Source organism: Enteroscipio rubneri, assembly GCF_963929405.1.
Classification (GTDB): Bacteria; Actinomycetota; Coriobacteriia; order Coriobacteriales; family Eggerthellaceae; genus Enteroscipio; species Enteroscipio rubneri.
The window spans coordinates 486,114-501,403 of record NZ_CAWVIN010000001.1 but is presented as its reverse complement, the minus strand read 5'-3'; the positions used below and the strand labels follow the sequence as shown (position 1 = coordinate 501,403).

The window sequence follows — 15,290 nt, the reverse complement described above, 5'->3', positions numbered from 1 at the left end:
CAAGCTCGTCCACACCGGCATGCGGTCCACCATGCGCGCGCCGCCTTCCACGTCGGCGCGCGCGATGCGAGGCTCTCCGAGCGGATTCGCCGCGCCGCCGCATGGCGATGCCGTCTCTGCACTCCGCCGGAGCCTTTCCGGTCGATGCCGGGTTTCCGACAGACCCGCGACAACGTTTCGGCTTCCTGACCGCTCGCTCTACAGGGGGAAACGGCTCGAAGGGGCCGCGAGCGCGCAGCGCACGTCGCCCTACACTCACGTAATGCAAACCAACGGCTTCTTTCCCCTCTGGGGCCGAAGCCTCGACACCGTACCGATAATCGAATGAGCGGAAGGAGGCGTCCGTGCCGTACCGGGGCCTACCCTACATCGTCACCCAAAAAGCCGACTACAACAGCCGCGTCGACCTGTACGCGAGCGAGCACCGCCGCCTCCCCAGCAGCACGCATGGCATCCGCTACTCGTCCACCCCTCGTCGCAAGCCGAGCATCGCCACATTCACGCCCTCCGAAACGGTAAGGCCTCTTGCAACGGAGCCGGATTCTCGCGGTGAACTCGAGCTCGAGCGCGTAAATCCCAAGCGCGCGCTCGCAGCCATTGCGGCCATCGTCCTCTTCGCCCTTGCGTGCGCGTTCGCCGGCGTCTTCGCCGCGCGGGCCATCACCGGATTCGTAGGCGGCGGAGAGGCCAATCCCTATGGCAACGACAATGCCACGAGAGCCGCAAGCCTCAGCGAATCCCAGTCAACCTGGAAGAAGGGATCGGTTCCCACGCTTTACCAGGACGACCCGCAGTGGGCTGATCGCCCGTATGGTTCGGGCACGGTCGCTTCGGCAGGCGCTGCACCGTTATGCCTGGCCATGGTGTATATCGAATCGACCGGGGACGTCCAGACCGATCCGGTCGAAGTGGCTTCCTTCTCCCAGCGCAGCGGATTCGCCGACTCGTCCGATGCGGCACCGCTCCTCACCGACGGGGCCGCTGAACTGGGCTTGGCCGTCGAACCGGTGGAGGCAAGCGAGTCTTCCATCCGGCACGCTCTTGTGGGAGGCCGGCCCGTCATCGCCGCAGTCGGGCCCGGTGCTTTCGGGGACGAAGGCACCTATATCGTGCTTGCCGACATCGACGAGCATGGCATGCTCATCGTTCACGACCCCCTGAGCAGCGAGCGCTCGAGTCGCCATTGGTCGTTCGAAGAGATCTGCTCGCAGTCGAAAGCCCTGTGGTGCTATCAAGCCTCCTAGGCCCGCCGCACCGCGCAGTGCGCGCGCTCGCGCCGTTCCTCGCCTTTCTCATCGGCGCGATGCCCCTATAATGGCCTTCGTCGAAAACCCGCGACCGATCGTCACGGCGCGCCATCATCCACGGAGGAGAGAGCATGGAGGACTACTACCGGCTGAGCATCGATCCCGAAGCGCGCATCGCGCCCAACGCCACCCTCGTGGGCGATATCGCGCTTGAAAGGGACGTAACCATTCTGTTCAACGCCACGCTGCGCGCCGAAAAGGGAGGGCGTATCGTGGTTGGCGAAGGAACAAACATCCAGGAGCAATGCTGCCTGCACATCGAATACGGCCGCACCCTCACCGTCGGCCGGGGAACGACCGTGGGTCACGGCGCCATCCTGCACGGCTGCACGATCGGCGACAACACGCTTGTAGGCATGGGCGCCATCGTCATGAACGACGCGGTGGTAGGCGACAACTGCCTCATCGGCGCGGGCGCCCTCGTTCCCAATGGTATGAGCATCCCCGATGGAACGCTCGTGGTTGGCATGCCGGCCAAACCGCGTCGCATGCTCACCGATCAGGAGATCGCAGCCAACCGCCGTTCGGCTGAAGGCTACGTTGACGACGGAATCAACCTCGCCGAGAACGGCATCATCTTCAGCGGAGCGAACCTGCCGACCACAAGCATGACCATCGCCATCAGGTAGCCCGTCGCCGGCCCCGAGCAAGCGGGCGCATGCTACAATACGTTGCGTTTTGCGCGCTGGGGCCTGTCGGCTGCGGCCGCGACCAGGGGGATACCGCAAGCGAGAACGAGGATGCGACCGTGATCTACAACAATGTGCTGGAAGCCATGGGGCGCACGCCCCTCATCCGCCTTAACCGCCTCGCCGAACCCGGCGCCGCCGAGATACTGGTGAAGTTCGAAGGCGTGAACGTGGGCGGATCGGTGAAGACCCGTACGGCTTTTCAGATGATCGAAGAGGCCGAAAAGCGCGGCGAGATCGGCCCGGACAGCATCATCGTCGAACCGACGAGCGGCAACCAGGGCATCGGCCTGGCGCTCGTATGCGCGGTGCGCGGCTACCGCGCGCGCATCATCATGCCCGATAGCGTATCGGTCGAGCGTCGCAAGCTCGTGCAGCATTACGGCGCGGAGGTGGTCATCGTGCACGACGACGGCGACATCGGCAAGTGCATCGCCGAATGCATCGCCATCGCCGAACGTATGGCGGCCGAGGATCCGCACGTCTACGTGCCCCAGCAATTCGAGAACGAAGACAACCTGTTCGCCCACAAATACCACACGGCTCTCGAGATCGTGGAGGACGTGGAGGGTCCAGTACACGGATTCTGCTCGGGCATCGGCACGGGAGGCACCATCTCGGGCGTCGGCCAGATTCTCAAGCGCCTGTACCCCGAGGTGCGCATATGGGCCGTCGAACCCGAGAATGCAGCCATTCTCTCGGGAGGGGGCATCGGAACGCATTTGCAGATGGGCATCGGCGATGGCCTGATCCCTGACATACTCGATCAGCATATCTATGACGACATCTGCATCGTCTCCGACGAGGAGGCCATTGACACTGCTCGTGCGCTCGCACGCGAGGAGGGCCTGCTCTGCGGCGTATCAAGCGGCACGAACGTGGCGGCCGCACGCCGTCTGGCGCGCACACTCGGTCCTGGCAAGACGGTGGTCACGCTGCTGCCCGACACCGGCGAGCGCTACTTTTCGACCGCGCTGTTCGACGGCGAATAGCGGAGGGCAGCGCGTAGCCGAGCGTGAACTACCGAATGCTCACGAGCATGGACTGATAGGCCGCCTGCACGCGCGCGCCGTGGCTCATCCGGGCGCACGCCGCAGCCAGCGCATCGACGGGAAGGCGATAGGTGTTGTTGTTCTGCGAGATGTGCATAGCCACCACCTGCTCGAGGCGGTCCGACAGCAGCGTCTCCAGCTCGGCGGCAGCCTGATCGTTTGACAGGTGCCCTGCATCCGATCCCACTCGACGCTTGACCGGGTAGGGATACGGACCGTCGGCGAGCATCTGCACGTCGTGGTTGCTCTCGAGCGCGAGTATGCGCACGTTCGTGAGAGCCTCATGAGCCGCGCCCGTCACCCTACCGGTGTCGGTCATGAACCCTACCGCGTCGTCACCGCCTTCGAAGCGGAAGCCGCACGATGATGCAGCGTCGTGCGAGGTACCGAATACGTGCACCGCCATGCCGGCCACCGAAAGCATGCCGCCAATGGGCAGGGCTCGCAGATCGCAGGCGTCTTCAACAGATTCGATCTCCTTGCTGGCGGCCCGCACGGCATCGTCTACGTACACCGTCGGCTCGACGCCCTGCTTCGCCAAGCCCCGGAGCACCACACCAACGCCCTTGGTGTGATCGGTGTGGTCGTGCGTGACGAGAATAGCCGCAAGCTTGGCAGGATCGAAGCCCGCCTCGTCGCAGCGGGCAAGGAAATCGCGCTTGCAGATACCGCAGTCCACAAGCACGCCCGCACCCGTGACGGTGTTTTCCACGATGGCCGCATTGCCGCGGCTGCCGCTGGCCAGCACATGCAGGCGCAAGCCGCCGGCGCCCATGGCGCAGGAGCCGTCGGCGCCGTCGGCCTCCGTCCATGCCGCCGCGCAGGCGTCCGCCCGTCTGCAAGCGACCACCGCTTCTCGTGATACCGTCCCTTCAAAGGAAAGCTGCACGCTCCACCCCGTCTTTCGCCGCTTCTCGATGCGGCTTCGATTGTACCCGAAAGCGGGTGCGAAATCGGGCCGTTCGCCAAGAACGACGCAACTCCTTCGACGTCCGCCGATACTCGCTACGACAGGACGGCAGCCTTGTGTACCCGATCTCGCACGATCCGGTACAACTGGATGACGAGCGTCGGCGCGAAGGCGAGCAGGACGATCTGGCCCGCATGCGCAAGCGTTACGTCGGCCACTAGCAGCAGAGGATGCAATGCGGGGACGAATAGAACCGCCGCCAGCAGCGCAGCACCGCCGGCGAAGGCAAGGAGCGTAAAGCGGTTCGTGAACAATCCCAGTTTGGGAAGCGGCGCATCGGCGCGGCAGTTGAACCCGTGGAACAGCCGCGCAAGCGAGAGCGTGGCGAACGCCATGGTCATGGCAAGCGGAAGACCCGCGTCGCGTTGCCCAATAAAGAACGCGGCCATCGTGGGCACGGCGATGAGCGCACCTTCGACGACGATCTGCCCGATCAACCGCCGGTCGAGCAGCGGCGCTTTCGGATCGCGCGGCTTCTGGCGCAGAAGATCGTGGCGCGCGGGCTCCATGCCGATAGCCACAGCGGGCAGACTGTCGGTGAGCAGGTTGATGAACAGCAGATGCACCGGCGCAAAGGGCGCAGCCAATCCCGCGATCGAGGCGAACAGCACACACATGATGCCTGCCATGTTGCCCGACAGCAGAAAGTGCACGGTGTTCTTGATATTGGCGTACACGCTGCGACCGTTCACGACGGCCTTCACGATGGTGGCGAAGTTGTCGTCCGCGAGGATCATCGAAGCCGCATCTTTGCTGACCTCGGTTCCGGTGATGCCCATGGCAACTCCGATGTCGGCCTTTTTGAGCGCAGGCGCGTCGTTCACGCCGTCGCCTGTCATCGACACGATGCAACCGCGGCGCTGCCACGCGTCCACGATGCGTATTTTATGCTCAGGCGACACGCGCGCGTACACCGAGACGTTCGGCAGAATCCGATCGAGCTCCGCATCGTCCATCTCGTCGAGCTCCACGCCAGCGATGGCGCGATCCCCCTCCTCGAAGATGCCGATCTGGCGCGCAATGGCGGTGGCCGTGACCTTATGGTCCCCTGTGATCATGATGGTACGGATGCCTCCCTCCTTCGCATCCGCAACCGCCTGCACCGATTCAGGCCGAGGCGGGTCCATCATCGCCGCGAGCCCGACGAATGTGAAGCCGTACTCGTCGTCGAGCGTGAGCGGACGCGCTTCGGCAAGCTCCCGCTTCGCGAAGGCGAGCACGCGCAGTCCTTCCTCGGACAGACGCTCGTTCACGCGTAGAACGGCTTTTTTCGCAGTCTCGTCCAGAGGGACAGGGCCCGCATCCGAGAGCACCGCGTCCGAGCGGTCGAGTAGCACGTCGAGCGCGCCTTTGGTGAGCATGGTGGGCACGCCGTCGAGCACGTGCAGCGTGCTCATGAGCTTGCGATCGGAATCAAACGCAAGCTCGCTCGTTCGAGGATGCTCCGAGCGGTAAGACACCTCGTCGATGCCGAGGGCGTCGCCTATCTGCACGAGCGCCACCTCGGTGGGGTCTCCGATGGACGTGCCCGCGTTCTCGTCGGTGATCGCGTCGCTGGCCAGAAGGCCAATGCGAACGAGCTCGTGCTGCGGGCCGTCGCCGTAATCGACATCCGCTGTATCCACCAACCTGCCAGCCGCATAGAGCTTCTGCACGGTCATGCGGTTCTGCGTGAGGGTACCGGTCTTGTCCGAGCAGATCACCGACACGCTGCCGAGCGATTCGACGGCTTTGAGGTCCTTGATGATGGCATGCTGGCGTGCCATTTTCTGCGTGCCGATGGCCAGCACGATGGTCACGATGGAGCTGAGCGCCTCAGGGATGGCCGCCACCGCCAGCGCCACGGCGAACATGAGCGCATCGAGCACGCCCGTGCCGCTGCGAACCACCGACAGCACGAACACGAGCACGCAAACGGCCATGACGCCCACCGCGAGTTTTTTCGAGAATTCGTCAAGGCTTATCTGGAGCGGGGTCTTACGCTGCTCGGTCTCGTTCATGAGCGACGCAATGCGGCCGATCTCAGTTCTCATGCCCGTGGCCGCAACCACCGCCTCGGCGCGCCCGTACGTGACGAGCGACCCCGAAAACACCATGTTCGCCTGATCGCCGATGCCCACCTGGCCCTCCTCGATGGCGTCGGCGGACTTCTCCACCGCCTCGCTCTCCCCCGTCAGCGCGCTCTCGTTCACTTTGAGCGAAAAGCTCTCCAGCACGCGTCCATCGGCCGGCACGAGGTCGCCCGCCTCCAGCACAAGGATGTCACCCGGCACCACATCGCGCGCGGGCACCTCGACCAGCTCGCCATCGCGGCGCACCTTGGCTACGGGTGCGCTCATGGCCTTGAGGCTGGCCAGCGACTGCTCCGCCTTCACCGTCTGCACCGTGCCCAGCACGGCGTTCAGCACGAGGACGACCAGGATGACGACCGTGCTCTCAACGTTGCCCGAGACGGCCGAGACCAGCGCGGCAACGGCAAGAATAGCCACAAGCAGGTCCTTGAACTGGCTGAGAAAAACAGCGGCGACGCTCTTGCGACCGGAGTCCTCCAGCTCGTTCGCGCCGTCGCGTTCGAGCCGCGCAGCCGCCTCCGCGGCCGTAAGACCCTGCCTATCCGCATGCAACTTGGCCAGCGCCTCCTCAGCCGTCAAGCTGTACGCCTTTCCTTCCATCGCCCGCCCCTTCCTGAAAGCCCACGTTCGCACCCTCATTTAATCACGCGTCGCTCAAGGGCATGGAACACCGTTACCCTGCCGTCACGCGGCACCGCTCCCGATTCACCGACGTTTGCCGAGCAGTTCATCCCCTCGCGACCCGTTTCCGCTATCATAAGTGGCTCAACGAGAAGACCGATGCAGGGGAGACATCATGGGGGCAGGGTCGTTTTCTAGCTTTTTGCAGCGCAAGGATATCGTGATATCGTTTCAGCGCTACGCCATCGACGCGCTGGCGGCCATGGCGCAAGGCCTGTTCGCATCGCTTTTGATCGGTACCATATTCGGAACTGCGGGCGATCTTTCAGGCATCGCCTTTTTCGGCGAGATCGGCGCATTCGCCAAGAGCGTGGCCGGACCGGCCATGGCTATCGCCATCGGCTACGCCTTGAAAACCCCGCCGCTCGTGCTGTTCTCGCTCGCCGCAGTGGGCTACGCCGCCAACGACGCTGGCGGGGCAGGCGGTCCTCTGGCCGTGCTCGTCATCGCCATCGTCGCTTCCGAGTTGGGCAAAGCCGTTTCGAAGGAGACGAAAGTCGATATCATCGTCACCCCGGCCGTCACCATTATGTGCGGCTGCGGGCTCTCGCTGGCTCTTGCACCGTGGATCGGGGCGGTCGCCTCGTCCATTGGGGGGTTCATCATGTGGGCGACCGAGCTTCAGCCACTGTTCATGGGCATCATCGTCTCCGTCGTTGTAGGCATCGCCCTCACGCTGCCCATATCGTCGGCCGCCATCTGCGCAGCGCTCGGACTCACGGGCCTGGCAGGCGGTGCAGCCCTGGCCGGCTGCTGCGCCCAGATGGTAGGGTTTGCCGTGATGAGCTTCCGCGAGAACGGCTGGGGCGGCGTCCTGTCGCAGGGCATAGGCACGTCGATGCTCCAGATGAGCAACATCATGCGCAAGCCGCTGGTCTGGATCCCGCCCATCGTCGCCTCGGCCGTCACCGGCCCCGTGGCCACGTGCCTGTTCCAGCTGCAGCAAAACGGCCCCGCCATCGCCTCGGGCATGGGAACATGCGGGCTTGTCGGCCCTATCGGCGTGTACACCGGATGGGTTGCAGACGCGGCGGCAGGCGCCGCCGGACCGGGCGCGTTCGAGTGGATCGGGCTGATCGCGATCTGCTTCATCCTGCCGGCTGCCATCAGCTGGGCCGTCTGCGCGCTCATGCGAAAAGCGGGCGCCATCGACGAGGGAGACCTGAAGCTGGAAGACTAGCCCCGCGGCGAGGCGATGGAATGCCTGTCGACGGATCGCACAAGATAAGCAGTCTATCGAGGGCGCATAGCGCGGTCCATCGATAACCGGGCACTGCCGACGAACCGCGCGTTCGGCTATACTGGATCGCCGAAGCAGAAAGCAGGTGACAGCTCATGGCCCCTTCCGAAACAGGCATCCCTCTTGAAACCAGACAGCTCGTCTACCGCGTCCTCGTCGATGAATTCGGGTTTGCAACCGACGTTCCCATGGCGAAGGTGGGCGCCGCGCTTCTGAGCGCGGGCATCGACAAAGAGGATTACGGGTACTCGAAGCTCAAGACGTTCCTATCCGACCTTGGCAGCTTCCTCACCTTCACGGACATTGTGGCCAACGGCGTTCCTCAGCGCCTCGTCACCATCGTGGAGCGCGACGGCTGGACAGCCGCCAGCAGCAAGCCCACCCTCTCCCCACGCCCCGTTGCGCCAAGCAAAGAACTCGAGCGATTCGCCTGGCTAGGACCTTGGGACGTCTTTTTGCCCAAGCTCGCATCACTTGCATTGCCCGAGTCCTGGGACTTCGGCACGCCGGATCCGAACGGACATCGCAACGTGATCTTGAAAAGCTACATCTGCACAACGTTCTATCGGCTGAAACTCGAGGGCAAGGTGTTCGTCGATGCGGAAGCCGGATTCGCCGCGTTCAACACCGGCCTTGTCGATAGGCGCTACGACGATATCTTCGCCTGCTTCGAGCCGAGCACGAGCGGCATTCCATGGCGCTTTACCGGGTTCTGCACGCGTGGTTCGCGCGGCCTCGGCAAGCGGCTCGTAAGCTTGTTCAACCCACTGCCCGAACCCGCCTCCTACTTCGAACGCAAGGAGGATCTGCTATTCGATGCGGAGAGGGAGCTGATCATCGACTTCGATCACGTGCTCGTCGACAACCTGGCACGGCTCCCCATGGACTTCCTCGAAGACGAACTCCATGGCAACGACGAGGCACAGACTCTGCTCGAAACGGCACGGGCGGCAGACCCGACCGAGCGGGCGGCCTGCTTCGAACGGGTGGGTCGCATCGTCGAGAACGATGCGCGACTGTTCCGCCGACTACGCTCCCGTCTGAAGGACGCCGTCGACATGGCGCGCAAGCGCGTGCGTTGGAACTTCAAGACGGCCATCCCGTCATACTACCCGCGCGCGAATGCGATGAGCCTGCTGCTCCCCCTGTGCCTTACCGACGACGATCGGGTGGACGCCGCCCTTGTCGTGCAGCTTGTCGAATCGGGCAACTACCAGGGGCAAACCGTCCTGACGATGGAGCAGGCGTACATGAATGCGCGTCTTATCTGCCGCCCGGATAGCGACTGGCTCACCCCACTTCTCTGAAGCGCAGGCCGACGGACGCGCCTACAGCTGCTCGACGATACCCGTGATTAGACGCGCGAAGTCCACCTCGCGCGTCTTCGCCACGTCGAGCACCTCGAGGCCGGTGGGGCTCGCGCCCTCGATGCCGCAGCCCATGTTCGACACGAGCGAGATGCCCAGCACGCGCATCCCCACGTGCCGCGCGGCGATGACCTCCTCGCAGACGCTCATGGCCACCGTGTCGGCACCCCACGAGCGGAACATGCGGATCTCGGCCGGCGTCTCGAAGCTGGGGCCGAGCGCCCCGAGGTACACGCCCTCCTGCACGCGCACGCCGCGCTCGGCGGCAACGTCGTGCGCGATGGCGCGCAGCTCGGGGTCGAACGCGTCCGCCATGGAGAAGAAGCGGTCGGACAGGTTCGCCGGGTCGGGCGCGGCGATGGGGTTGCGCCCCGTGAAGTTGATCTGGTCGCTCATGATGCAGAAGTCGCCTACCTCGTAGTTCGGATTGAGCGCGCCGGCTGCGTTCGTGGTGATGAGCGTGCGCACGCCGAGGCGCTCCATGAGCCACACGGGGTACGCCACCTCCTGCGCGCTGTTGCCCTCGTAGGCGTGCAGGCGGCCCTGCATGGCCAGCACGCATTTGCCGCCGAGCGTGCCGCACACGAAGCGGCCCACATGCCCCTCGGCCGTCGACATGTTCATGCGCGGAATCTCCACATAGGGTATGCGCACGGCATCTTCGATCTCATTCGCGAGCGGATTCAAACCCGAACCCAGCACCAGACCGATCCTCGGATCGCGGCCATCCAGGCGCTGGCGCATGGTGTACGCCGAAAGTGTGAGATTGTCATCAAGGATGTTGCGTTCCAGCATAGGGCCCTCCCTTGTTCGCGCGTTCACCTCATTATAGCGAACCCCTCCGTGCCCCGCATGGCCCCAAGGTTCGCCGCGGAACGTGAAACCGGCGTCTGCGATTGCCGTTTTTGACCCGCGCCGACGCGAAGCGACGCGGGACGGCGCGCCTACGGGCGGCGCGCCGTCAGAATGCGGGGACGTCCGGCGAGGTCATGTTCGATGCGGATATCCGTGAAGCCGGCATCGCGGGCGAGGGCCGCAGCCTCGCCCAGGCAGGTTTCATGCAGCTCGAAGGCGAAGGCGCCGTCGGACTTAAGGGCGCGGGCGCACCAGGGCAGCAGGCGGCGCAGCACATCCAGGCCATCCGCACCGCCGTCGAGCGCGAGCGTCGGCTCGAAGTCGGCCACAGCGCGCGGAAGCTCGGCCAGCACCGACGTCGGCACGTAAGGAGGATTCGACACCACGAGGTCGAAGGTGCCCATAAGCTTGGCGTCGATACCCTCCCCCAAGTCGCACTGAACTACCTGTACGCGCTTATCCAGGTTGAGGGCGGCAACGTTCTCGCGGGCAAGGGCGATGGCCTCAGGCTCGATGTCAGTGGCAATGACATGCACGAGCGGATGCTCGTAGGCGATCGAACAGGCGATGCAGCCCGAGCCCGTACAGAGATCGGCCACACGAAGCGGCCCGGATAACTCGGAAGGCATGGAGGACGCAGGTGCCAGCTGAACCTCGGTGGCAGGCTGAACCTCACCCCGATCGGGCGCTCGCAAGGGACGTTGGGCTCCGAGCGCATCCTCCGGTGACGCCTCGGGGGCGGAATCCATCGCAATCCGCTTCGGCACGGGCGGCAGGAGCGTCAAAGCCTCGCTCACCAGCACCTCGGTTTCGGGACGCGGAATGAGCACGCCTGTACGCACGCGCAGCGTGATGTGCCGAAATCCCACATCGCCCGTGATGTACTGCAACGGCTCGCCCGTGCCGCGGCGGGCGACGTAGCCGCGCAGTACATCGCGTTCGTCCATCGACAGCGGACGCTCGAAGTTTGCATACAGCTCGATGCGAGAAAGGCCTGTTGCCTCGGACAGCAGCCACTGCGCGGAGAGGCGCGGGTTCTCGTCGCCCTTGCGCTCAAGATAGCCCACCGTCCAATCGAGGGCGGCCTGAATGGTCCAGATATCGTTTTCCATATCGCTTCCTCTGCAAACCGCCCGCACGAGACGACGGATTCGGCACTCCCGCGCCCATGCCTGTTCGCGCACTTCCACAAGGCGAAGCCTGTCATCTTCGGACCGACGCATCTCGCAGGTGCGAAAAGGGGCGCGACCAAGACCTCTCCGGCACGAGCCTTCGACTTTTCGTACTTCAAAGTCACAGTTTTGGCCGTATGCCGACCACCCCGGGGCCGATCGACGAAATATACGGAGTTACACGGCCGCTTCCAGCTTCTGCGCGCGATCGGCTGCTTGCAGGGCGGTGATGACGTCGCCCAGACCGTCGCCCAGCAGCACGCCGTTGTAGGTGCCGTTGAAGCCGATGCGGTGGTCGGTCACGCGGTCCTGCGGACCGTTGTACGTGCGGATCTTCTCCGAGCGGTCGCCCGAGCCGATCTGCGCGAGGCGCTTGGCGCCTTCGGCGGCCTGCTGCTCGGCGAGCATCTTCTCGTACAGGCGCGCGCGCAGCACGGCCATGGCCGCGATCTTGTTCTGCAGCTGCGACTTCTGGTCCTGCGACTGCACCACCAGCCCGCTCGGCAGGTGCGTGATGCGCACGGCCGAGTCGGTGGTGTTCACGCACTGGCCGCCCGGGCCGCCGGCGCGGTACACGTCGATGCGCAGGTCGTTCTCGTTGATGTCGACCTCCACCTCGTCCGCTTCGGGCAGCACGGCCACCGTTGCCGTGGACGTGTGGATGCGGCCCTGGCTCTCGGTTTTCGGTACGCGCTGCACGCGGTGCACGCCGCTCTCGAATTTCATGACCGAGTACACCTTGTCGCCCTTGACTTTGAACTGGATCTCCTTGAAGCCGCCGGCTTCGGAAGGCGACACGTCCATCGTCTCGGTCTTCCAGCCCTGCGCGCCTGCGAAACGTTCGTACATCTTGTAGAGGTCGCCTGCAAAGAGGGCTGCCTCGTCGCCGCCGGCTGCTGCGCGGATCTCCACGATGATGTCCTTGTCGTCGGCTGGGTCGGCCGGAATGAGCATGAACTTGATATCCTCTTCGAGCGCAGGCAGCTTAGCCTCGATCTCGGCGATTTCCTCCTGCGCGAACTCCTTCATGTCCGCGTCGGCGAGCATCTCCTTTGCCGCAGCCAAATCGTCGGCTGCCTGCACGTACTCGGACGCCTTGTGCGCGAGCGGCCCCTGGCTCGCATACTCCTTTGCCAGGCGGTTGTATTCCTTCTGGTCTGCGAGCACGGCGGGATCGCCCATACGCCCCTGCAGGTCCTCGTAGGCCTGGATGATCTTGATAAGCTTTTCTCGCATATCGGTTTCTTGCATGTGCATGCTGCCCTTCACCACGTGGCCGCGCACTCGGCAGGCCGAGTGCGCGGAGAGCGCCCACTCTGCTCGCGCAAATGGGCGCTCGTGCTGTTAACCGGAATATGATACCAGATCGAATGACGCCGCGCAGCATCCCGCCAGGAAACGTCCCCTAGATGGCCAAGTACTCGGCCGCCTCCTCGGCGCACAGCGCGCCATCGGCCACGGCGGTGACCACCTGGCGCAGGCTCTTCGTGCGCACGTCGCCGGCGGCGTACACGCCGGGCACCTCGGTCGCACCCGACTCATCAGCCACGATGTAGCCGGTCTCATCGCGCATGAGAGCGTCGTCCAGAAACTCGGTATTAGGCTCGGTGCCCACGGCAACGAACAGGCCGTCAACCGCGATGTCGCGTTCCTCGCCCGTCGCAAGCATTTCCACCCGCACGCCAGCGAGCGCGCCCTCTTCGGCCACGAGCTTGCGCGGAACGGCGTTCCATACGAACTCGAGGTTTGGCAGATCCTCCAGGCGCTTGTGATAGATGGCGGTGGCGCGCAGCTTGTCGCGCCGATGCACGAGGTACACCTTCTTGCAGATGCGCGACAGGTAGATGGCATCGCCTGCAGCCGTGTTACCGCCGCCCACCACCATGGCCGTCTTGTCGCGGAAGAAGTTGCCGTCGCAGGTGGCGCAGTACGAAACGCCGCGGCCCTGCAGCTCTTCTTCCAATTCGAGGCCCAGTTTGCGCGGGCGGGCGCCCGTGGCGATAATGACACTTTTCGCCCGGTATTCGCCGAACGCGGTCCTGAGCACCTTGGGATTCACGGTGAAATCGACGGAGAGCACCTCCTCGCCGATATGACGGCATCCGAAGCGATCGGCCTGCTGCTTCATCGAGAACGCCAATTCGAAGCCGTTCGCGCCGTCGGGAAAGCCGGGATAGTTCTCCATGTGCTCGGTCTGAGCAAGTTGCCCGCCCGGCGATATGCGCTCGAACAGCACGACCTCGAGTCCCGCCCGCGCAGCGTAGAGCCCTGCAGTCATACCCGCCGGCCCTGCGCCGATGACAGCAAGATCGATGACGGGGTCCTGTCCGTCTGTCGCAGCCTGCTGGTGTGCAGTATCCATGGTGCAAGCCTCCTGTGAAAGCCCGATGTTTCGTCGCAGTATAGGGCGCATGGAGCCGTGCGTAGGTCGCCGCTGCTATTCTGCGCAGAATCTTCGGGAAAAGGTTACCGGAAAAGCAGCAAAAGGGCGACGAGCCGATACCGAGCTGAACCCTCGAGCTTGAAGACGCCACCTCGCCCGGCTCGCGCGCTTGCCTCCGCCGCACGCCAGAGGAGTACGAGCGCGCAGGGCAAACCGACAACGCGCACGTGACGGATCGGATGAGGGGAAGGCGGATAGCGCTTTGCGCGGTACGATGTCCCCATCGAAAGGAGCTCAACCATGGACCCTGCCAACGACGCCGAACGGCGCGACGGCGCGAAAGGCGCCGACCTGCATACCATCTACCTGGCCGGCGGCTGCTTCTGGGGGCTTGAAGCCTTCTTGAGGCGGCTGCCCGGCGTCCGTGAGACAATAGTCGGCTACGCAAACGGATCGACCGAGAATCCCACCTACCGGGACGTGTGCCGATGGAACACCGGGCACGCCGAAACGGTCGCGGTCACCTACGACCGTCGCATCATGCCCACCGAAATGCTCCTCGATGGCTTTTTCGAAACCATCGATCCCACGAGTGTCAATCGCCAGGGCAACGATTGCGGCACGCAGTACCGCAGCGGCATCTTCTGGCAGGACGAGACCGACCTACCTGCCATCGAATCGGCCGTGCGCCGGCAGCAGGCGCGCTACACTGACCCCGTCGTGACCGAAGTGGAGCCGCTCGACGGATTTTACCCGGCCGAAGAATACCATCAGGATTACCTCACGAAGAACCCTGGGGGATACTGTCATATCGACATGCGCGCAGCCGATGCATTCGTCAAGCGCATGGGCCTTGCCGAGGGACGCGCCTGCGTACAATACGACGGGCTCTGCGAAGCCGTCGACGGCGGTCTGCACCCAGCGGAATCCGAGCATCCGAGCAGCCGTTCGGACGGGGCTGCGATGCCGGCGGGCGCCAAGGAGCCCGCAGCGGCGACCACTGCCGAGGAAGCGGCCGCGGCCATTGCCTCGCGCGTCTACGCGGCGCCCGACGACGCCGAACTCCGCCGTTCGCTGAGCGACCAGCAGTACCGCGTCGTGCGCGAAAACGCCACCGAGCGCCCCTTCTCAAGCCCTTACGACCGCCTGTTCGAGCCGGGCATTTACGTGGACGTCACGAGCGGCGAGCCGCTGTTTGCAAGCTCCGACAAGTACGATTCGGGCTGCGGCTGGCCCGCGTTTTCACGCCCTATCGCATCCGACGTGGTGGCCGAACGCCTCGACCGCAGCTTCGGCACGCTGCGCACCGAAGTGCGCAGCCGTGCGGGAGACGCCCACCTGGGCCATGTTTTCACCGACGGTCCCGCCGATGCGGGCGGTCTGCGCTACTGCATCAACGGTGCCGCACTGCGATTCGTGCCGCTCGCGCGCATGGACGAAGAGGGCTACGGATATCTGAAGCCTCTCGTGGAGCAGGAGCCCGTCATGCGCTGACGCGTGAG

General features: G+C 64.5%; 12 protein-coding genes. 6 read left to right on the top strand and 6 right to left on the bottom strand.

The genetic code is table 11. The features are described 5' to 3' along the window. The first annotated feature begins 344 nt into the window (after positions 1-344). The 3 genes from ABGT83_RS02205 to cysK all read left to right on the top strand — a co-directional run bounded on the left by ABGT83_RS02205 (position 345) and on the right by cysK (position 2,988). A complete protein-coding gene (locus ABGT83_RS02205; RefSeq protein ID WP_346685699.1) occupies positions 345-1,244 on the top strand; it encodes a hypothetical protein in 900 nt (299 codons plus the stop codon). A gap of 134 nt (positions 1,245-1,378) precedes the next feature. Continuing rightward, positions 1,379-1,936, top strand: a complete 558-nt coding sequence (locus ABGT83_RS02200; protein ID WP_346685698.1) for a gamma carbonic anhydrase family protein — start codon at positions 1,379-1,381, stop codon at positions 1,934-1,936. A 29-nt stretch (positions 1,937-1,965) separates the two neighbouring features. After that, a complete protein-coding gene (cysK, locus tag ABGT83_RS02195) occupies positions 1,966-2,988 on the top strand; it encodes a cysteine synthase A (protein ID WP_239926402.1) in 1,023 nt (340 codons plus the stop codon). A 28-nt stretch (positions 2,989-3,016) separates the two neighbouring features. On the opposite strand, the gene ABGT83_RS02190 is transcribed toward cysK, so the two are convergent. Both ABGT83_RS02190 and ABGT83_RS02185 read right to left on the bottom strand, forming a co-directional pair. Beyond that, on the bottom strand, positions 3,017-3,823 hold the full coding sequence (locus ABGT83_RS02190) for an MBL fold metallo-hydrolase (protein ID WP_103264918.1): 807 nt from the start codon (positions 3,821-3,823) through the stop codon (positions 3,017-3,019). A gap of 230 nt (positions 3,824-4,053) precedes the next feature. After that, positions 4,054-6,690 carry a cation-translocating P-type ATPase gene (locus ABGT83_RS02185; RefSeq protein WP_103264851.1) on the bottom strand — a complete coding sequence of 879 codons (2,637 nt, stop codon included), beginning with the start codon at positions 6,688-6,690 and terminating at the stop codon, positions 4,054-4,056. 196 nt (positions 6,691-6,886) lie between these two features. On the opposite strand from ABGT83_RS02185, the gene ABGT83_RS02180 reads away from it, so the two are divergent. After that, positions 6,887-7,951 (top strand): PTS transporter subunit IIC, encoded by a 1,065-nt coding sequence (locus tag ABGT83_RS02180; RefSeq protein WP_346685697.1) that lies wholly within the window; start codon positions 6,887-6,889, stop codon positions 7,949-7,951. Between the two features lie 155 nt (positions 7,952-8,106). Next, positions 8,107-9,318 (top strand): DUF3825 domain-containing protein, encoded by a 1,212-nt coding sequence (locus ABGT83_RS02175; protein ID WP_346685696.1) that lies wholly within the window; start codon positions 8,107-8,109, stop codon positions 9,316-9,318. A 21-nt stretch (positions 9,319-9,339) separates the two neighbouring features. On the opposite strand, the gene ABGT83_RS02170 is transcribed toward ABGT83_RS02175, so the two are convergent. The 4 genes from ABGT83_RS02170 to trxB all read right to left on the bottom strand — a co-directional run bounded on the left by ABGT83_RS02170 (position 9,340) and on the right by trxB (position 13,767). Continuing rightward, on the bottom strand, positions 9,340-10,173 hold the full coding sequence (locus ABGT83_RS02170) for a purine-nucleoside phosphorylase (RefSeq protein ID WP_346685695.1): 834 nt from the start codon (positions 10,171-10,173) through the stop codon (positions 9,340-9,342). 149 nt (positions 10,174-10,322) lie between these two features. Continuing rightward, positions 10,323-11,345, bottom strand: coding sequence for a N5-glutamine methyltransferase family protein (locus ABGT83_RS02165; protein ID WP_346685694.1), 1,023 nt, complete (start codon positions 11,343-11,345; stop codon positions 10,323-10,325). A gap of 237 nt (positions 11,346-11,582) precedes the next feature. Continuing rightward, on the bottom strand, positions 11,583-12,656 hold the full coding sequence (gene prfA / locus ABGT83_RS02160) for a peptide chain release factor 1 (protein WP_204600461.1): 1,074 nt from the start codon (positions 12,654-12,656) through the stop codon (positions 11,583-11,585). 154 nt (positions 12,657-12,810) lie between these two features. Then, positions 12,811-13,767: a thioredoxin-disulfide reductase gene (gene trxB, locus ABGT83_RS02155; RefSeq protein ID WP_346685693.1), complete on the bottom strand. Its 957-nt coding sequence runs from the start codon at positions 13,765-13,767 to the stop codon at positions 12,811-12,813. A 321-nt stretch (positions 13,768-14,088) separates the two neighbouring features. Here trxB and msrA point away from each other — a divergent pair, with 321 nt between their 5' ends. After that, the gene (gene msrA / locus ABGT83_RS02150) at positions 14,089-15,282 is read left to right on the top strand and encodes a peptide-methionine (S)-S-oxide reductase MsrA (RefSeq protein WP_346685692.1); all 1,194 of its coding nucleotides are present in this window, start codon (positions 14,089-14,091) and stop codon (positions 15,280-15,282) included. The last annotated feature ends 8 nt before the right edge of the window (positions 15,283-15,290 follow it).